The organism is Brevibacillus soli (assembly GCF_044759095.2).
Taxonomy (GTDB): Bacteria; Bacillota; Bacilli; order Brevibacillales; family Brevibacillaceae; genus JBIYSM02.
The window spans coordinates 1-19,558 of the sequence record NZ_JBIYSM020000057.1; the positions used below are offsets into that span (position 1 = coordinate 1).

The window sequence follows — 19,558 nt, forward strand, 5'->3', positions numbered from 1 at the left end:
AGGGACTCGCTCGACTTGCATGTATTAGGCACGCCGCCAGCGTTCGTCCTGAGCCAGGATCAAACTCTCCAATAAAGTTTGTTGAAACTGACTTCAAGTTAAACACAAGCTTGAATGACATGTTGATTCTATCTGGTTTTCAAGGAACTATTCCTTTCATTTCGCAGTTACCTAGATCAGAGGCGACGTTTTTTAATATAGCATAGGCTAAAACATAATGCAACAGGAAATTATAGATAATTTACAGGTATTCACCGAAAGAGAATCTATCATACGATTGTACGAGTAGGCAACTGGAATCATTGACCATACTAAGACATGATTGATTCCAGAAAGCGGAGGAAAAGCATGCTTCGCATCGTCAGCTACAACATCCACAGCGGCAGAGACCTGTTTTGGCGAAATCGCTTGCAGCAGATGGCCCGAACCCTGGGTGAATTGCAGGCGGACGTGATCGGTCTGCAGGAAGTGCACCAAAACAGCAAGTACGGCTACCAAGCCGATTATCTGGCAGGTGCGCTGCAGTATCACTCCATCTTTGCGCCGTCGATTCGCATTGCCGACGGCACATACGGCAATGCACTGTTAACCCGTCTTCCGATCCTTCGCTCCCGCACTCTCTCCCTCCCTGCCAAAAAGGAAAAGCGATGCCTGCTTCAATCAACGCTCCTGTGGAAGGGAACGGAGTTTGACACCTGGGTTACGCATTTGAGTTTGAACCAGGTCAGCCGTCTCGAACAGATAGATATGTTGATGACCCTGGCCAAGAAGCAGCAAAATCATCCGCTGATCCTCGTCGGTGACTTCAATACGACGTCAGCTTCATTTCAGCCGATTCTCACAGACTGCGCCAGGATCACCTGCAATCATCTGCTGCCAACTCTTCCCTCGTTTCGCCGCCGCATCGATTATCTATTCGCCTCACGACATTGGCGGGTCGGTACCTATCAGTTGATCGACGTACGTTGGTCCGATCACGTGCCGTTGGCTGCTACACTGGAACTGTCTGAACGGCAAGTTCCTGCAGAATGAACGACTTCACGTCAATCAGGCGAGCAGGAGTGGGGAACAGCCGAGCAGTGCCTGCTACCAAAAGCGGAATGAGTGAGTCCTGTTTGTGCAGGGAACCGTGACTGCCTCCGCCGAGATGTGTTGGAGCACTCTCGGAGATGAATTCAAAACCGGGGGCGGCGGTAATGGCGACAACTGCTGCCTTCTGGGAAAACAAAGCCCCGTACAGGCGGGAGAATGCATCCGGATACGCATCAAATGTAAGTTCGCGGTCGTTGAGATGGACCCCCAGTACTTGAAAATCACCCTCCGCATCCCAGTCTGCGCCGTATGGGTCCCGATAGCTCCTCCCCTTCCAAAAGCGCAGCGTCTGTTCTGTCCCCCCTTTTCTCACCGCAATCTTTGCTCCTTCTTTCCATGCAATCAGATCGATCCGTTTCTCTTTGACAAGCGCAGAGATCAATGCGGTCATTTTCTCCTCGTGCACAGGGTACAGGTACGCCATTCGCTCGTTGTTGCAAATGACGACATCGTGCTCCTTCGATACCTCGGTCCCCAGCCGGTGAATGGAGAATTCGTTCAGCAATTCTTCAAGGGGAATGTTGTGCTCCTGTGAGTCTCCAATTACCGTTTGCCCGTGATCGCTGATAAACAGGCAAACGTTTTGCTCCAGGACCTCTTCCCAGGAAGCGTAGCTGTTTAAAAAGCGGACAAGCTGCTGATCCACTTCGGCCAGATGCTCAACTGCTTCTCCGGGCGAACGGTGAAGTTTGTGGTCATTGTCAGGCAGGTAGACTAAGGAAAAGTCGGGCTGCTTACCGCTCCTTACCACCTCAATCAGCACATCAATTGCATACGCATCGTTAATCCCGTAACTGGACTGCAAGGTCTGGGACCAGTTCCAGGTAATTGGACGAAAAATGTCCGGCTTCACCAGTGTACCCAAGCTCATAATGGTAGGGCCGCTCACTTTTACTTGCCGCTTAAAGCGGGTCGCTGCCTGTAACGCCACAGGCAGTTGAACTTTATGACGTTTATGGCCTCGATGGGCGATCACATTGATGGAACCAGACACCAATCCACTCTCTTCCAGTTCTTCGTGGATGGTTTTCACCTCTTTGCTGAGATGTCGTTCGTTCAAGTCGAACAGTACGTTGGTTGCACACTGTTCAAGACCGATCTTTAAAACTTGCGCTGCGCCGTTTATATAGTTGACGATTTCTTTCGTCTCCGGATCGTACCAGACAAGACCGGGTACCTGATGCTGGTCGGGATAGACGCCCGTAACCAGCGAGCAGTCGATGGACGCCGTCATCGTGGGAAACACGGTGACACAGTCGGGAATGTACTGTCCTCGTTCCATAAAGAACTGCAGTCCCGGAGCTTTCTTCAGAGCGATGCACCGTTCCAGCACTTGTGGCATCATGGAGTCAATCAGGAAGAGAAGTACTTTTTTCATCAGGCTGCCTTCCTTGTACCGTCGTTAGATTTCGTACAAGTTAGTGTTGTCGATATCCCCCCATCTATTCGTCTGAAAAACAGGAAAGCCCCCGCTCGCATATACACAAGCAAGGACTTCCGAATCACGCTATGGGGATTGAAAACGGAGAACCATGTCACCATTCTCTTGAAGAATGGAGAGCTGCTTGTTCTTCTGGAGGTATGGCGCCAAAGGAACGTACCCTTGGTTACCGATTTCCTTGTCGCGCAGCAGAGTAGCGAGAACAGCAGCACGCACCGCAATGCCTCCCTGTTCCCGTTTAAACAACGGTTCGATAACGGGAAAAGCTACCCCATTTACGAATGTATCGCCGTTCCCTTCCCTCAGTTCAAAAGAGTTCACCCCGAGCGAGCGGAGCCCTTCCACTACCTGCGACAAATGTTCTTCTACCGTTAGGTCCGGGGTCAGACCTACGTGGTTGACTGTCGTGTGTTTCGGCGTGAAGTATTCCTGCAGGGTAATTTTCAGTGCGTCCCCGTCCAGCAATGGGATGACCTGCTGGGCACTGCCCTTGCCATACGTCTTGGTGCCGATCAGTTTGGCGATGCCATGGTCGCGCAAAGCTCCGGCCAAAAGCTCCGACGCCGATGCCGTTCCTTCATTGACGAGAATGCGGACCGGGTAGGTGATATCACGTCCGTTGCGCACCCAGGTCTCAAGCTCAACACCGTTGCGGTTGGTCGTTATCATCAACAGTCCCTCTTCCATAAACAGACCGGCAATGTCCCGTGCCGCAGTCAAGTAGCCGCCCCCGTTGTCGCGCAGATCGAGGAGTAAACCTCGCAACGGTTTGCCCGCTTGGGAAAATTCGGTCAGTTTGTCGCGAAGCTGGTAGGCTGCGTCCGAGCCAAACGTCTCCAAATGGATGTAGCCAATGTCGCTGCCCGCAAAACGATCCCCTTCCACTTCGGGAATGGACAGAAACGCTCGCTTTAATCTGATCTGCCTCTCTTGTTTTTGGGACGGTCTGTAAACGGTCAGCACAGCCTCGCTGCCTTCTTCTCCCTTGAGCAAGGCGTAAGCTTCTTCAAAGCTCTTTCCCTTTAAGGAAAGTCCGTCCACGGCGAGCAGCTGGTCACCTTTTTGCAGGTCCGAGGCTGCTGCTGGAGACTGCGGGATCAGCTCCCGAATCATCAAAGTGCCCCCTTGCATACGCAGGCGGAATCCGAAGCCGACGAACTCATTTTCGACACCCGCCTGGAAGCGATTCAGCTCTTCCTTCGTGAAAAAGGCTGTGTGAGGATCCTTTAACGTACCCAGCATACCGTTGATCGCCCACCGGTTTAATGTCTTCCCGTCCAGGTTGTAGCGAGATTGCCACTCTGTCAGCCGCTTCTCCAACTCGGGTAACGTATCGTCATCCGCAGGTACGGAAAGCTGAAGCGTTTGCTCCGCCGCCTGTTGGCTGACGTGCTGAAGCGCTCCTTGTACCAGCTGCCTTGCTTCCGGTCTGCTTAAATGGTTTTCCAGCACGTTACGATATACTTCCCCCACCTCTGCAAACGGCTTTGTTTGGAGATCGGCATGAACGGGAGCGACGCCAAGCAACAGACAAAGAGCGAGTACGATCGAACACAATCTTTTCATGGTGTCGGAATCGCCCCTTTCACCACTGTCTCAGGAATGCGCACCTTGATTCTGTCCCAATCGCCGAATGATTCCTTGCCGACATAAGCGATGTATTCCTGGGAATCATAGATTTCCTCGTACCTCCAGACCTTTTGCACAAGCATGTCCGTTTCTCTGTCAATGTAGTATTTGTTCATGTAAACCGGGATTTGTTTTACGCTGCCTTTTCCCAAATCCAGTTCTTTTGCTTGTTCCCTCAGGGCTGCCCCCGGAATCCACTCCGTAATCACGTCATACGCTCCGAAAGACTGTTTGTAGTATCGGGCATGCAGTTGCGCTGCCCGTTCGTAAATGCTTTTGCCTTCCACCCATTCGTGCATGTAGTCGATCGTACCCGTGCCCGTCCTCGTCCATTCGTTTCGGTCAAATTCATGGAGATATTGCACCTGATTGCGATCGTCCGAATACATCTCCAGCTTGTCGGGCACCAGCTTGTTTGGTGCGTGGTAAAACCCGGTCGTGTAGCTGACACGCTCCCGCTGATCTACCTCCTGGGTGTACTTGAACAGATATCCGCTCAGGATCGACTCGCCTTTCACCTTAAAGGAAGGGAGGGTTTCCATACGGCCAATCGTGTAGGCTAAATCACTGATGACGGTAGATTGGTTTTGCAAGGTAGCCAGTTCCTGGATCAACACATTTCGCAAAAGGGTCAGCTGCTCCTTTTGCCTGGACGGTTTGACGGCGGCCAGCAGCTCTTCCGCCTCCTGCAGGCGATCCGCATGGACCAGGCAGTAGACGGCGTTCAAGAGCGCCACCGGCTGTTGATCTGCAAACGATCGGTAACGGGCAAGCGCTTGTTCATGCTTGCCAGACTTTATCTCGAGGGCGCCAAGATAGAAAGCCAACGATTGCCACTCTTTTGAACCTTGCTTCATTTTTTTCTCAAAGGCAAGCATACGTTCAAGCGTCTTCTCATAGATGGTTGGATCATCGCTTTCGAGTTGCAGAGAGATATCGTACACATTGGCTGCGAGCAGACGAAGTGTGTCCGGAAGAACAATCTTGTCGGCAAAATAGGCGTCTATCGCAGCAAAAGCTTCTTCCAGATTTTCCGTCAATTCGGTATTCGGATCCCAGCTCAGGTAATAATGAACGCCAATTTGATTGGGAAAGGAGCTTTGCGCCAGCTTTTTCAAATCGACGAAGGTCTGCTCGTCGTCATCGTGATTGCGGATGGCTTCCACGATCTCGATGTAAGACTGCTCTTCCTTTGTCGGGTTGTGGGCATAGACGGCAAACAGCGGGAACATTTCCCGAATCTGCGGAACCGTCGGAAATTTTGTGCCGTCGTAATCCAGAAGCGGGAGAATAACGTCTTCCTGCAGGAAGCGATACAGCTTGTCAGTCATGACGGCCGCCTCACCGCGCTTCAAGCGATCCGTCTGCTTCCCGTTAAGCCACCCCCAGTCCGTTACCGCCTCCCATGCTTGCTGGTCTTTCCCGGCGAGTGTAAACATCTGCAGCAAACGGGCTGCTTCCCCCCGGGTAATGGGCTGTTGCGGATTCAGCCGGCTTCCAGGGAATACCTGCTGGATGGCTTGCGGGCCGTACAGTCGGTCAAGCACGATGGAGGAGCGTAAAATCGATCCGTACATCCACGTCAATCGGTCCACGTCGGTGTACGGCAGATAGGGTTGGTCCAGCCCCTCTCCCCGGACGTACTCGTCATGCTCAGACAAAAAGGTCAACGGGTACAGCTGGCTTTGTCCCTCAAAGAAGAGGCGGTCCAGCAAGGTGAGAAATTCGGCCCGGGTCATCTCGCGTTCCGGATAAAAGTGCTGGACCTGGCCACCGGCAGCAAACAAGCCTGCCTGAACACTGCGGATGATCGATTGTTTGGCCCAGTGTTTTCCGATGTCGAGGTAGGGGAGCCGGGACTCCTCGGCGTGGGCGAATGCGGGCAGCAACAGCCCGCAAACGACCAGTCCGCACGTAACATGGCGTATGATGTTTTGCACAAAACTCCTCCTTGCCGGTGCATGCTTATAGAGGTATTGCCAGCGCATCTCTTCGTTGCGCCGCACAGGATGTCCCAGTGTCGACGTTGCCAACAGGACGTTGGCGCTTTTAGCCGACCTTGGCCCTGTTTGTCCTCCTTTTTAAACACCCACTTATATGGGGTCTAGACGAGAATCCTGCCGCATTCGTCACAGGTTACCAAGCCTTTTCCCCTACGCCACTCGCTGATCTTGCCAAGTGGCAGCGGTAAAAAACAACCCATGCACGATTGGTTTCGAACCTCCACAATCGGATGGGCGGCCCGTTCGGCAATGCGGTGATACTCGTTTAGGAGAGAATCGTCCAACTCCTGCTCCCACTTCCAAATCTCAAACTGCAGTCGATGGATTTCTTCCATGAGAGCTGTTTCCCGCTCCTGACAGGCGGTGATAAATCGTTCCCAATCCTTGCGTGCAGCCCATAGGTCCTGTTCGCGCAACAGTCTGGCAATTTCATCGTCCAAAGAAGCAGGGGCAGCCAGGGAAGCCAGAGATTGTTCCAGCGACTCCAGCTTTTTCTGCCACTCCCGCTTTTCCCTTTCAAGGCTGTCAAGCTCCGCTTCCGCGCGTTTTTTCGCCTCTTTGGCCTGGTGCCACAGCAACAGTCGTTTCGCCGGCAACATCCCCTGCACGCTCCCTACACAAATTGAAACGGATCAGTATGCACGCTGGAGGCGACCACTTCCGTTTGATATCCGTTCTGTTGCAACCTCTCCGACAGATAGATGGCCAGCTTTTCCTTCATGACTTTTTCGATGTTGTGACCCGCGTCTATGATCGAGAGCCCGTCCGCCTGTGCATCGTGGGCCGTGTGATACCCGATGTCACCCGTGATAAACACGTCCGCTCCGCGGAATGCGGCCTTGCTGACGAACGAACTGCCGTCGCCCCCTACCACTGCTACCTTTTTGACGGTGGCATCAAGTTCTCCGACCACGCGCAGCCCTTGCAGTTGAAACTTTTCCTTGACCAAGAGGGCCAATTCCCGCAGCTTCATTGCCTGCGGAAGCTTTCCGATACGGCCAATCCCAAGCCCGGTCCCCGGCATATCCAGCGGGATGATGTCGTACGCCACTTCTTCATAAGGATGGGCAGACTTCATCGCTCTAAGGACAGCGGACTGCTTGGACGCCGGCATGACCGTTTCCAAACGGACCTCTTCCACCCGCTCCAATTTGCCCTGAGTTCCGATATGCGGATTGGTTCCCTCACGAGGGCAAAACGTACCTGTACCCGTCATTTGAAAAGAGCAGTGACTGTAGTTGCCGACCCATCCGGCTCCCGCTTCGGAAACCGCCTGAAACACGGCGTCACGGTGGCTCAACGGCACGTAGACAACCAGCTTTTTCCACGCATCCTGGTAGGTGACGTCCAACACGTCCACGTCTGTCAGTCCGATTGTCTCCGCCAACCAGTCATTCATTCCGCCAACAGCTACATCAAGGTTGGTGTGGGCTGTGTAGACTGCGATGTCGTGCCTGATCAGCTTTTCGTACAGGCGCCCAGCCGCCATATCTGTCCGCAGGTGTTTCAACGGCCGATAGATGACAGCGTGGTGAGCGACGATCAGATCCACCCCTTGTTCAATTGCTTCATCGACCACGGATTCCAGCACGTCGAGCGCGATCATGACCTTTTTTACCGGTTTTTGCAGCGTACCCACGTGCAAGCCGATCTTGTCGCCTTCCATCGCCAGTGCTTTCGGCGCCAGTTGTTCTACGTATTGAATTACCGTCTGTCCGTGTGCAAGCATCGTATCACCTCATTCATCCATGCCAACTCTGCTTCAATCTCTTTTACCCGCTGAGCTGTTTCCGGCCGGTCAGAGCGCTTTACCTGCGCAAGCACGTTCAGCCATTTGTCCCGCTCACGCTCCCATTTTCGACGGAGCACCGGCGATTTCTCCGTCCAGAGTAACGGACCGATTCGAATCAGCTCTTCCGTGGTTTTGTCTTTGTCCCGGTAGGGAACCAACGGATCGCCCGGCTCTGCCACCAGGATTTCATAGATAATCTGGTCTTCTTCCAGAATCGTCTCGTGAGTCAACTGCCAGCCGTTGTCGATCAGCCAGCGTCTGACGAGCTCTTCTCCTACATTCGGCTGGAGAATGAGACGTCGAACCCCCGGCAATTTTTCTTTTCCCTCTGTGAGGATGGAGACGATCAGCTGCCCCCCCATGCCGGCAATGCAAATCACCTCTGCCTCGCCTGGAGCGAGAACAGCCAAACCGTTTCCTTTGCGCACGGACGCGCGGTCACGCGCCTGCAGTGTATGTATTTGTCTGCGGGCAGCCTGGTAGGGTCCTTCGTTTAGCTCACCCGCGATCACATAGGATGCAATACCCGAAACAAGCAGATAGGATGCCAACAGAGCATGATCCGATCCGATATCGGCGACTCTTGACCCCTTTGGACAGTATTGCGCAATCGTCTGCAACCGTTTGGAGATCATCAATGCTATCATGTATCTTTCACCTTCCATTGTGTCTATTCTACCCTATTTGTCCGGAAAAAGGCAGTAAAATAACCCACCCGGCATGAGCTAACGCTTCGCCGGGCGGGGCCCCGAACACTTTTCTAGCGGCTGTATGGGATGTCCAAATTTATAAATTCTTATACGTTAAGAAAACCCAGCCGACTTAAGCTAACGCTGGTGTCGGCTGGGCCCCCCCAAAAAAACCTGATACGGGCGCTGCCGCTCAGGTTTTGATCGCTATTTGGCGAAGAATGATGGTTACGTTTTCGATGTGACTTTAGGAGCAGCCGATTTCACGAGCAATCACGTTGCGCAGGATCTCCGAAGTACCCTCGCCGATTTCCAAGAGGCGAGCGTCGCGGAAAAAGCGTTCCACCTGATACTCGCGCATGTAGCCGTAACCGCCGTGAATCTGAATGGCTTGGTGGGTGGCCGCCATTGCCACTTCCGATGCGTACAGCTTTGCCATCGCCGCTTCCTTGGTAAACTTGCGGCCGTTATCCTTCAGCCAGGCTGCCTTGTGCACCATGTTGCGCGCGAGCTCGATCTGCATCGCCATGTCTGCAAGTTTGTGCTGGATCGCCTGGAACTTCGAGATCGAATGACCGAATGCCTGCCGTTCCCTGGCGTACTGCAGCGCTTTGTCGTAAGCTGCCTGAGCAATGCCTACCGCCATGGCACCAATGCCGATGCGACCGCCGTCAAGCGTAATCAAAAACTGCTTGAACCCTTCGCCCATCTTGCCCAGGATATTTTCATCGGGTACCCGAACACCGTCCATCACCAGTTCTGTCGTATTGGAGCTGTTTAGGCCCAGTTTCTCGTAGTTGTCGATAACCGTGAAGCCAGGCGCGTCTGTCGGAACGATAAAGGCAGTGATGCCCTTCGTTCCCTGTTCCTTGTCTGTAACCGCGGTCAGCGCGAGAAATTTGGCATAGGACGCATTGGTAATAAAGCACTTGGAGCCGTTGATTACCCACTCGTCCCCCTGCTTCACTGCAGTTGTCCGGGTACCGCCCGCGTCGGATCCGGCATTGGGCTCGGTCAGGCCAAAGGCCCCCATGCTTTCACCGGAACAAATCTGACTTAAGTATTTTCGCTTTTGTTCTTCCGTTCCAAACAGGGAAAGCGGCGCACCTCCCAGAGAAATATGAGCAGAATAGGTGATCCCGGCAGATCCGCATGCGCGGCTCAGTTCTTCCACCACAATGGCGAAGCTGATATAGTCCGCCCCCCCGCCGCCGTACTCTTCAGAGAACGGCAAGCCAAGCAAATTCAATTTTGCCATTTGCTTATAAATTTCAACAGGGAATTGTTTGGTCTTGTCGCGTTCATCCGCTCCCGGAGCCACTACCTCGTCAGCGAATTCGCGAATCATCTTTTTGATCATGCGTTGTTCTTCTGTCAAATCAAAATACATCGCCTCTCCTGCCCCCATTCTGACCGAGCGTTTGCTCAGTTTCCTTATCAATCATTATACACGATCCTTCCTGCTCATGTGTAAATTTTTTGCAGCTGGCCACTGCTCATGGTGTTGATTCAAAAACGAATACAGGCTCCTGCGAGAGGAGCCTGTTACAATCGCAGCCACTGAAACCAGAAGCTGCGGGTGACAAAGAACAGAATGGAGCTGGCAAACACTTTTCCAAACAGCAGGATTTGAATGATATCGCGCTTCGCTTCCGTAATGTACAAGGATTGAATCTCAGACCCGAAAAAATAGATGATCCCGCAAACCGCCAGCACCCCCGCCACCTGCTGGTTGCGACTGTGCAAAAGAAACCCTGTGCCCATCAACAGGCAGGCGATGGGAACCCAGTACAGCTCCGCCATCCACCAGCTGTAGTTGTCGCCTACGCGATCAACTGTAGCCACGCCATACATCAAGGCCAGACCGATAAAACCGCAGTATAACAGATACGAATAGCCGAAGACAAACCCGTTCGCGCACCAGAAGAGACAAACCGCTGTCAGATACAACAGGATGGCGGTATGTGAGGCGTTCAACTGATCCGTTACATGAAAGCCGCCCAGCAAAAGAATGAGAAACGTAACGGCCAAGGAAACATGAGTAAGCGGTGCCGATCGGCGGCGAAAAACGAATGATAATAGATAGCAAAAGAGGGCAAAACAGGAAAAGATGGCAATTTGCATTAAAGTGGTAAAACGGTTAAAATGAAAAGCAAGCAAAATGTTTCCTGCGAAAAAACAGGCTCCAAGCAGCCAGGCGAAGATCATTTTCCAGGAAACGGCGTAACCGCTGCTCGTGTCTTGCGCCGTCGCGTAAACTGCCGCTGCTCCCGTTGTTCCTGTGGGTGCGGCCGAACCGCTGCCGCCTATAAAACCCGAAGAGCGAAACATCCCTCTGTCTTCTTTTTTGCCAGCAGACACCTGCGTGTTCGGACGATCCCCTTCGGTATAAAGATTTAACAGGAAAATGCAGTAATGTTCAGGCAGCAAATGATTTTTTCGCCAGTTTTCGATCTCTGCAACGATGATTCGTCTCCGCTGGTCGTCCAAGCGTTTATCCTCCTTATGAAAAAGAAAAGCCTACGCCGTGTCTAACGTAGGCCACTTACTACCTATATCGGTTATTCCAGGAAATCTTTTAAGCGTTTGCTGCGACTCGGATGACGCAGCTTCCGGAGTGCCTTCGCTTCGATTTGGCGAATACGCTCCCGCGTAACCCCAAACACTTTTCCGACTTCCTCCAGCGTGCGAGTGCGTCCATCGTCCAGACCGAACCGCAAGCGAAGCACGTTTTCTTCCCTGTCCGTCAATGTATCCAAAACGTCCTCCAGTTGTTCCTTGAGAAGTTCGTACGCAGCGGCGTCGGACGGTTCCAGCGCATCCTGGTCTTCAATGAAGTCTCCGAGATGAGAATCGTCTTCTTCCCCGATCGGCGTCTCCAGCGACACCGGCTCTTGTGCAATTTTCATAATCTCGCGGACTTTTTCCGGGGTCAAATCCATCTTTTCCGCAATCTCTTCCGGCAGCGGTTCACGACCGAGCTCTTGCAGCAGTTGACGGGAAACGCGGATCAGCTTGTTGATCGTTTCCACCATATGCACGGGAATCCGGATGGTACGAGCCTGGTCCGCAATCGCCCGCGTAATCGCCTGGCGAATCCACCAGGTGGCATAGGTACTGAACTTGTATCCTTTACGGTAATCGAACTTTTCAACGGCCTTGATCAAACCCATGTTGCCTTCTTGAATCAGGTCGAGAAAGAGCATGCCGCGTCCTACATAGCGTTTTGCAATGGACACCACCAGCCGCAGGTTGGCTTCAGCCAGGCGCCGTTTTGCCTCTTCGTCTCCCTGCTCAATCCGTTGTGCCAGCTTGATCTCCTCTTCTGCGGAAAGTAGAGGAACACGACCGATTTCCTTCAGGTACATACGGACAGGGTCGTTGATTTTGATTCCGGGCGGCACAGAGAGATCATCGAAGTCAAATTCCTCGGAGTCCTCATCCTTTATCATCAAATCATCGACGTCTTCATCGCTTTCGTTGTTCAATTCAATTCCCTGATCGCTCAGGTATTCGAAAAACTCATCCATCTGGTCCGAATCCTGTTCAAAGCCGGAGAGTCGATCGATAATTTCTTTATACGTAAGTGCTCCGCGCTTTTTGCCTAGTTCAACCAGCTGTTCCTTCACTTGCTCTATGGACGTCGCTTCCATATCTGAAGTGATGTTTTGTTTGTTCATCTACTATCCCTCCTTCCCCGGGAATGATCTGATGCTACCCTTCCTTTAAAGCATTTTCCAATTCAAGAATCCTCATCCCTACGATAGAAGCCCGATCCTTCAATTGTTTGCGCTCTTCTTCAGTTTCGGCATTCGCCCTCTGTAAAAACAACGCCTTATACTCTTCACGCAATCGTTCCAACTCGGCGCGCTTTGGGTAGTTATTCACTTGTCTGATGTAGTCACCGATCTCCTGATCAGATACGTCTTCCTTACACTCCATCATGGCCAATCCCGAGGCTAATTGCTTTAATTTTTCATCTTCCAGGTAATGGATAAATCGTCCAGGGTCTTCGGGGTTTCCCTCCGCATAGTAAGCGTACAGGTAGGCAGCCAGCGCATCGTGTTCGTCCACCTGGAAACTGGCCTTGCATTCTTGCTGCACGCGATTGGCAATCTCATGATTCCGCATCATGTAGTAAAGCAACATACGCTCTGCCGTGTGCGAAGCGGGTGCCAGCGTTTTGGTAAGCGTAAATTTGCCATTATTTATACTATTATTCCATGCTGGCGCCACTTTATCCCTTTGACTGTTACTTTTTTGCTGCTTGTAGACTCTTCGCGCCTCCAGCTTTAACGCGTCCAGCGAAATCGAAAAGTCTTCGGCCAGCTGCCGTTCGTACAAATCCCGTTCTACCGCGCTGTCCAATTCGGAGATGACGGCTAAGGCTTCTTTGATGAACCGAGCCCGATCATCCTCGTCATGTATTACGTGCCGGGAGCGCAAATGTTTCAAGCGAAACGCAGTTACCGGCATGGCTTGCAGCAGCACCTGCTGGGAAAATGCCTCTGCGCCGTGCTGCCGGATAAAGTCATCCGGATCGGTTCCCTGCGGCAGCGGAGCGATGCGGACGGTGCAGCCCGCCTGCTGCAATACGTGAATGGCTTTTGCCGTGGCTTCCTGTCCGGCTACATCTCCGTCGTAACAGACGACCACGGAGTCGACGTTGCGTCGAAGCATCTTTGCCTGCTGCTCCGTCAAAGCCGTCCCCAGTGTAGCCACTCCCTGTTGAAAACCCGCTTGCCAGGCCGACACGACATCCACATAGCCCTCAAGCAAAATCGCTTGCTTGCGCTTGCGAATAAACGGCCGAGCACGGTGCAGGTTGAATAGGGTGGAACTCTTGCTGAAGAGGGGACTTTCCGGACTGTTCATATACTTGGGCATAGAACCGTCCAACGAACGTCCGCCGAAACCAATGACGCCTCCCTGCGTGTTGTGAATGGGAAACATCAAGCGACCGCGAAAGCGATCAAAGATCCTGCCGCTGTCGCTTTTGGCGAGCAGCCCCGCTTCCACCATCAGGTCTTGAGGAAAGCCGCGTTTTTGCAGCAACTGTGTGACAAAATCCCACGAATCGGGAGCAAATCCAATTTGAAACTCGGCGATTGTCTGTGCAGAGAGCCCCCGCTTTTGCAGATATTTCATCGCCTCTGTTCCGTACGGCGTCTTCGTGAGCATGTAGTGGTACACTTGCGCGACAAACTCATGCGCTTTGAGCATGACCTGCTTGGCTGTCTGCTCGGGAGGCTCTTCCTCTTTTTGCGGCTGCGGCAGCGCAATGCCTGCACGTTCCGCCAGTTTGTGCAAAGCCTCCGGAAATGTCAGCTGCTCCATTTTCATTAAAAAGGAAAAGACATCTCCACCCTCACCACAGCCAAAGCAATGAAAAAATTGACGTTCCGCATTTACGTTAAAGGATGGCGTCTTCTCTGAATGAAAGGGGCAAAGGCCTAAAAATGCTCGCCCGCTTTTCTTCAGTTGTACGTATTCTCCGATCACGTCCACAATATCCACTGCGGAACGGACTTGGTTCACAAATTCTGCTGAAGTGGGACCAGCCATGTTTTTCCACCTTTAGGGAGAATCGTGCAATGAAGATATTTAGTTCGTCAAAATTCGTCAAAATCCTTCTTGGATCTTTCCTTCTTTTCTACTTTTCCACATTTGCGCGGACGATAAACGGCCGGTTTGACACAGGCTCGCCGCGCTGTTCTACTGTTCTTCTACAAAAAGCGGGAATATCCTTCTTTAGACCTATTTCTTCTCTTTTCGCAAGTTGTTTTTCCGAATCATTTCCAGAATAATGTTCGCCGTTTCCTCCACCGCTTTGTTGGATACATCAATGACCGGACAGCCAAGCCGCTCCATGATTTTTTGCGAGTAGGCCAATTCTTCATTGATTCGGTCGAGGTTCGCGTAGTTGGCCTGCGCTGTCAAACCCAAAGCCTTCAGACGCTCGGTACGGATGCCGTTGAGCTGCTCGGGATTAATGGTAAGACCGATGCAGCGTTCCGGCGGAAGCTGGAACAGCTCCTCCGGAGGATCCACCTCAGGCACGATCGGCACATTAGCCACCTTCAACCTCTTGTTCGCCAGGTACATGGAGAGCGGCGTCTTCGACGTGCGTGAAACGCCAATCAATACCACATCGGCGCGAAGCAGTCCACGCGGATCCCGGCCATCGTCGTACTTGACGGCAAACTCAATGGCATCCACTTTGCGAAAATACTCTTCGTCCAAACGACGGACGAGCCCCGGCTTGCAGGTGGGCGGCACCTTCAGGAGGTTTTGCAGGGTGTTCAGGAGCGGTCCCATCACATCGACGATCGGGATGTTGTGGAGTGCAGCCTGCTCGAGGATATAGGTTTTCAATTCCGGAATGACCAGGGTGAACACAATCATCGCCTTTGATTCTTTCGCCGAAGCGATGATCTCGTCAATCGATTCCTTGTCCTCTATATACGGGTATTTCTGCACGTCAATAAGAAACGGGTCAAACTGACTGGCGACTGCGCGAACGACAAGTTCGGCCGTCTCGCCGATGGAGTCCGAGACCACGTAGATGTTTTGTCCGTGTTGGTTGATTTGCATCGCTTCTCCTCCTATGCTTACGGTTCGTTGCCCAATTCGACAAATGCCTTGGCAATCGTAGTCTTTGTCACCCGTCCCAGCAGTTCATACTGGCGGCTGTCGCTTTCACTGACTCTCACCACCGGCAGGGAGTCAATCTGAAAGTCAATCAACTTCTTTGCCGCGGCGTAGAGAGTCTCTTCCGGCCCACAGGTTACGATGTTGGGCATGCGTGTCATGATGATGCTGACCGGTACGTCTTCCAGTGCTTTGTTGCCGAGCGAGGCGCGAAGCAAATCCTTGCGGGAAACCACTCCGGCGAGAAAGCCTTTTTGATTGACGACGAAAAGGGTTCCGACGTCCTCCAGAAAAAGCGTAACGATCGCGTCGTACACGGACGCCGACTCCTGGACGACGATGGGCATTGCCTTGTATTCGTTGACGAGAAGCTTGTGCAGCCGCTCACTCATGACCGAGCCGGCAGGTCTGCCTGCATAAAAGTAACCGACGCGGGGTCTCGCATCCAGATAACCTGACATCGTCAGGATGGAAAGGTCGGGGCGCAGCGTCGCACGGGTCAGGTTCAACCGCTCGGCAATCTGTTCGCCAGTAATCGGCCCTTCATCCTTTACAATCTGTAATATCTGCTCTTGTCGCTTGGTAAGCTCGATGACCAATCACCACCGGTTCTATCTCTTTACTATCCCTAGTATTACTCCTTTTTTCCGTATTTTCCTCCTTTGGTGCGGCAAAAATGTACGCCTCCGCAGTTGCCGTACGGAGGCGCATGGTATTCATTTACGCAAAAACGATCTTGGAGAAGTCGGCAAACGAGTAGATCAGACGGGACAGTCGCAGCAGCAGGCCCAGGCGGTTTTGACGGATTGCCTGGTCATCGGCCATGACCATCACACTGTCGAAAAACGCCTTGATCGGTTCTCGCAGGCTGGACAACGTGGCCAGCACCTTGGTCTGGTCCTCCTGCTCCTGCAGACTGGACACTTCATGCCGGACGGACAGGTACGCCTGATACAGTTTCCTCTCCACCTCTTCGGCAAACAGGTTTTCATCGATCCCATCGCTCTGGGCTTTTTGTGCCAGGTTGTTTACGCGGTTGAACTGCTCGACGGTCAGCTTGAAGTCGTCAGACTTGACTGCTTCCATCAGAGCTTTTGCCTTGTTCAACAGGTCCGGCACCAACGCGATGTCTGCGGCCAGTACCGCGTCGATGACGTCGTAGCGGATTTGCTCTTCCTGCAGCACGTTTTTCAGGCGGAGCACGAAGAAGTCGGCAAGGTCTTTTTTCACTTCGTCAAGAGAGCGCTTCTGCACTCCTTGCTCCGCGTAGGTATTGAGAGCCAACTCCCACAGCGTGGTCAGGGAGATCTTCCATCCGCGGTTCAAGAGGACGCTGACGATGCCTGCGGCCATACGGCGCAGACCGTACGGATCCTGAGAGCCGGTCGGGATGATGCCTATGGAGAAAAAGCCGACGATGGTGTCAAGTTTATCGGCAATGCTGACTACGGCACCCGCTGCGGATTCAGGCAGCTGATCCCCGGAAAAACGGGGCAGGTAATGCTCAAATACGCCGCGGGCAACCGCTTCGCTCTCGCCTGCCTTGCGCGCGTAATCTTCGCCCATGATCCCCTGCAGTTCCGGGAATTCGCCAACCATGTTGGTCACCAGGTCAAACTTGGCGATCTCTGCGACGCGATCAATCTGCTGCGCTTCTTTATCGCTCAAGCCGAGCAGTTGCGCCAGACGAGCGGCATTTTTTCGGTTGCGCCGCACTTTATCGCCGACGGAGCCGAGCTCTTCATGGAACACGATCGACTCGAGCCGCTTCAGGCAGTGATCAATCGACAGCCTTTGGTCTTCCTCGTAAAAGAAACGGGCGTCGGACAGGCGGGCCCGCAGTACTTTTTCGTTCCCTCTGGCCACGTTTTCAAGGGCGCGGCTGTCGCCGTTTCGAACGGTAACGAAATGGTTCAAGAGCTCGCCCTCTGCGTTTTCCACCGGGAAGTACCGCTGATGCTCCCGCATGGAGGTAACCAGCACTTCTTTCGGGATGGACAAGAACTCTTTTTCAAATGTACCAAACAGAACGGTAGGATATTCTACCAGGTGCACCACTTCGTCCAGAAGCCCTTCATCGATCGGGATACGCCAGCCTTTTTCGCTTTCCAGCTGCTTGATCTGCTCCACGATCGATGCGCGCCGCTCTTGTGGATCAACCATAACGAACTGCTCGCCCAAAAGCGTCGCATAGTCATGCGGGTTTTGCAGCGTGACTTCGGTCCCGAGGAAGCGGTGACCGCGGGTTATGCGTCCTGTTTTCACTCCGGCGATCTCCATATCGACCACATCCTGTCCGAACAGGGCCACCAGCCAGCGAATCGGCCGAACGTATTTCAGTTCATACGCTCCCCAGCGCATGTTTTTCGGAAAGTTCATGCCGGCGATGACGTCAGCCAGAGCAGGAAGGAGCTGGAGCGTCTCTTTCCCGGCTTCGCTTTTGCGGGCGAAGACGTATTCAACGCCATTTACCTCTTTGAAGTAGAGCTGCTCCACCTCTACGCCTTTGCTGCGGGCAAATCCCTGCGCCGCTTTGGACCAGGCGCCGGTTTCGTCCTGAGCGATTTTGCGGGCAGGTCCCTTTGCTTCCTCGTCACGGTCAGGCTGCTTCTCGGCAACGCCGGTCACGTAAACAGCGAGGCGGCGTGGAGTTTCGTAGGATGTGATCTGTTCAAACGGGATGCGCTCCGTCTGTAGCCACTTTTCCACTTTTTCCTTCAGCTGCGCAGCCGCTCCGGCGACAAAACGGGCAGGCATCTCTTCCGTACCGATTTCCAACAGCAAGTCACGCTTACTCATGCGCGTTCTCTCCCTTCATCGTGCTTCTTCAGCATCGGGAAGCCGAGGCGTTCGCGTTCCGCGTAGTAGGTTTGCGCCACTTCCCGGGACAGATTGCGCACGCGTGCGATGTATCCGGTCCGTTCTGTTACGCTGATTGCGCCGCGGGCATCCAGCAGGTTGAACGTATGGGAGCACTTCAGCACGTAGTCGTACGCCGGGAATACCAAGTGTTCCTTCATCAGGCGTTTCGCTTCGGCTTCGTAGGTATTGAACAGGTTGAACAGCATGTCCACGTCGGACAGTTCAAACGTGTACTTGGAATGCTCGTACTCCGGCTGCAGGAACACGTCGCCGTAAGTGTAGCCGTTTACCCACTCCAGGTCGAACACGTTTTCCTTCTCCTGAATGTAGGAGGCGAGCCGCTCCAGACCGTAGGTGATTTCCACGGCCACCGGCTTGCACTCCAATCCCCCTACCTGCTGAAAGTACGTGAACTGGGTGATCTCCATCCCGTCCAGCCACACCTCCCAGCCAAGTCCCCAGGCGCCAAGCCCCGGGTGCTCCCAGTTGTCTTCGACAAAGCGGATGTCGTGATCCAAAGGCTCAATCCCGAGCTGGCGCAGGCTGTCCAGATAGATCTCCTGGATGTTGTCAGGCGACGGCTTCATAATTACCTGGAATTGATGGTGCTGATACAAACGGTTCGGGTTTTCCCCGTAACGTCCATCGGCAGGTCGGCGGGATGGCTCAACGTACGCCACATTCCACGGTTCCGGCCCGATGCTTCGCAGGAACGTCATCGGGTTCAGCGTTCCGGCCCCTTTTTCCACGTCGTAGGGTTGGACAATCAAACAGTTTTGCTTGGCCCAAAAGTTTTGCAATGTCAAAATGATGTCTTGAAACGTCATTTTCATGGTTTTCTTCCACCTCCTAATGAAATACCAACAAGGGTTAATGAATAAACAAAAAAACCTCTCGATCTACACTGCCTGTTCAACAGTGTAGGGACGAGAGGATTCCCGCGGTTCCACCCTACTTGACGAAACAGCCGTAATTGGCGTCTCGCCCACTTCCAACGCTTCGTTGCTCCGGAATGCCGTTCATTGACGTGACTACCGGGCTTGCACCCTCCCCGGTTCGCTACTATGGATATTCAATAAGTCCGGGAAACATTGCCTTCGCATTTCGCCGTTGCCTTGTCACTCCGCTGCTCACGTAGATAACCACGTTCCGCTGCTCGTGACGGCGGCGCCTAGAACTGCTTGGCCCTGTTTGTCCTCCTTTTTGAATTCACCATGATAAAGCCAGCGGTCAACTACTCCTTTCCATCACAGCAACATATCAAGTTTGTTCCTTATCATAACGAAAAGAAATACGGATGTCAATTCCTCTCTCACATAGTCTGTTATTGTTCTGTGATATTGTCACTGTGTAACTGTTCTATGAAAATGTCACCATGGGACAGGAGATAATCACATTG

Annotated in this window: 15 protein-coding genes and 1 rRNA gene; 1 reads left to right on the forward strand and 15 read right to left on the reverse strand. The window is 53.0% G+C overall.

All coding sequences use genetic code 11. The annotated features are described in order from the left end of the window. A 16S ribosomal RNA gene (locus ACE99V_RS18265) occupies positions 1 to 75 on the reverse strand; the annotation flags it as partial. Between the two features lie 273 nt (positions 76 to 348). Between ACE99V_RS18265 and ACE99V_RS18270 the strand changes: the two genes are divergently transcribed. Beyond that, the gene (locus tag ACE99V_RS18270) at positions 349 to 1,032 is read left to right on the forward strand and encodes an endonuclease/exonuclease/phosphatase family protein (protein WP_400492677.1); all 684 of its coding nucleotides are present in this window, start codon (positions 349 to 351) and stop codon (positions 1,030 to 1,032) included. Here the strand turns inward: ACE99V_RS18270 and ACE99V_RS18275 are convergent. From ACE99V_RS18275 to glyQ, 14 genes are all read right to left on the reverse strand, one after another. Beyond that, positions 992 to 2,470 (reverse strand): alkaline phosphatase family protein, encoded by a 1,479-nt coding sequence (locus tag ACE99V_RS18275; protein ID WP_400492678.1) that lies wholly within the window; start codon positions 2,468 to 2,470, stop codon positions 992 to 994. The genes ACE99V_RS18270 and ACE99V_RS18275 overlap by 41 nt on opposite strands. Before the next feature lie 129 nt (positions 2,471 to 2,599). Further along, a complete protein-coding gene (locus ACE99V_RS18280; RefSeq protein WP_400492679.1) occupies positions 2,600 to 4,099 on the reverse strand; it encodes a S41 family peptidase in 1,500 nt (499 codons plus the stop codon). After that, on the reverse strand, positions 4,096 to 6,102 hold the full coding sequence (locus tag ACE99V_RS18285; RefSeq protein WP_400492680.1) for a tetratricopeptide repeat protein: 2,007 nt from the start codon (positions 6,100 to 6,102) through the stop codon (positions 4,096 to 4,098). The genes ACE99V_RS18280 and ACE99V_RS18285 overlap by 4 nt, the downstream gene beginning before the upstream one ends. 164 nt (positions 6,103 to 6,266) lie before the next feature. Further along, positions 6,267 to 6,764: a C4-type zinc ribbon domain-containing protein gene (locus ACE99V_RS18290; protein ID WP_400492681.1), complete on the reverse strand. Its 498-nt coding sequence runs from the start codon at positions 6,762 to 6,764 to the stop codon at positions 6,267 to 6,269. Positions 6,765 to 6,778: 14 nt separating this feature from the next. Next, a complete protein-coding gene (locus ACE99V_RS18295) occupies positions 6,779 to 7,894 on the reverse strand; it encodes a Nif3-like dinuclear metal center hexameric protein (protein ID WP_400492682.1) in 1,116 nt (371 codons plus the stop codon). After that, entirely contained in the window at positions 7,870 to 8,604 is a 735-nt protein-coding gene (locus ACE99V_RS18300) for a tRNA (adenine(22)-N(1))-methyltransferase (RefSeq protein WP_400492683.1), read from the reverse strand. The genes ACE99V_RS18295 and ACE99V_RS18300 overlap by 25 nt, the downstream gene beginning before the upstream one ends. A 289-nt stretch (positions 8,605 to 8,893) precedes the next feature. Next, complete coding sequence (locus tag ACE99V_RS18305) at positions 8,894 to 10,036, reverse strand: acyl-CoA dehydrogenase (RefSeq protein WP_400492684.1); 1,143 nt, start codon at positions 10,034 to 10,036, stop codon at positions 8,894 to 8,896. 155 nt (positions 10,037 to 10,191) lie between these two features. Next, on the reverse strand, positions 10,192 to 11,136 hold the full coding sequence (locus ACE99V_RS18310; protein WP_400492685.1) for a hypothetical protein: 945 nt from the start codon (positions 11,134 to 11,136) through the stop codon (positions 10,192 to 10,194). A gap of 71 nt (positions 11,137 to 11,207) precedes the next feature. Then, entirely contained in the window at positions 11,208 to 12,326 is a 1,119-nt protein-coding gene (gene rpoD, locus ACE99V_RS18315; RefSeq protein WP_400492686.1) for an RNA polymerase sigma factor RpoD, read from the reverse strand. 34 nt (positions 12,327 to 12,360) lie between these two features. After that, a complete protein-coding gene (gene dnaG / locus ACE99V_RS18320; protein ID WP_400492687.1) occupies positions 12,361 to 14,211 on the reverse strand; it encodes a DNA primase in 1,851 nt (616 codons plus the stop codon). A 192-nt stretch (positions 14,212 to 14,403) separates the two neighbouring features. Beyond that, positions 14,404 to 15,240, reverse strand: coding sequence for a pyruvate, water dikinase regulatory protein (locus tag ACE99V_RS18325; RefSeq protein WP_400492688.1), 837 nt, complete (start codon positions 15,238 to 15,240; stop codon positions 14,404 to 14,406). A gap of 17 nt (positions 15,241 to 15,257) precedes the next feature. Next, positions 15,258 to 15,896 carry a transcriptional regulator CcpN gene (gene ccpN / locus ACE99V_RS18330; RefSeq protein WP_400492689.1) on the reverse strand — a complete coding sequence of 213 codons (639 nt, stop codon included), beginning with the start codon at positions 15,894 to 15,896 and terminating at the stop codon, positions 15,258 to 15,260. A 121-nt stretch (positions 15,897 to 16,017) separates the two neighbouring features. Continuing rightward, entirely contained in the window at positions 16,018 to 18,096 is a 2,079-nt protein-coding gene (gene glyS, locus ACE99V_RS18335) for a glycine--tRNA ligase subunit beta (protein WP_400492690.1), read from the reverse strand. Continuing rightward, positions 18,093 to 18,992: a glycine--tRNA ligase subunit alpha gene (glyQ, locus tag ACE99V_RS18340; RefSeq protein WP_400492692.1), complete on the reverse strand. Its 900-nt coding sequence runs from the start codon at positions 18,990 to 18,992 to the stop codon at positions 18,093 to 18,095. Before glyQ ends, glyS begins: the two co-directional genes overlap by 4 nt. Between the last annotated feature and the right edge of the window lie 566 nt (positions 18,993 to 19,558).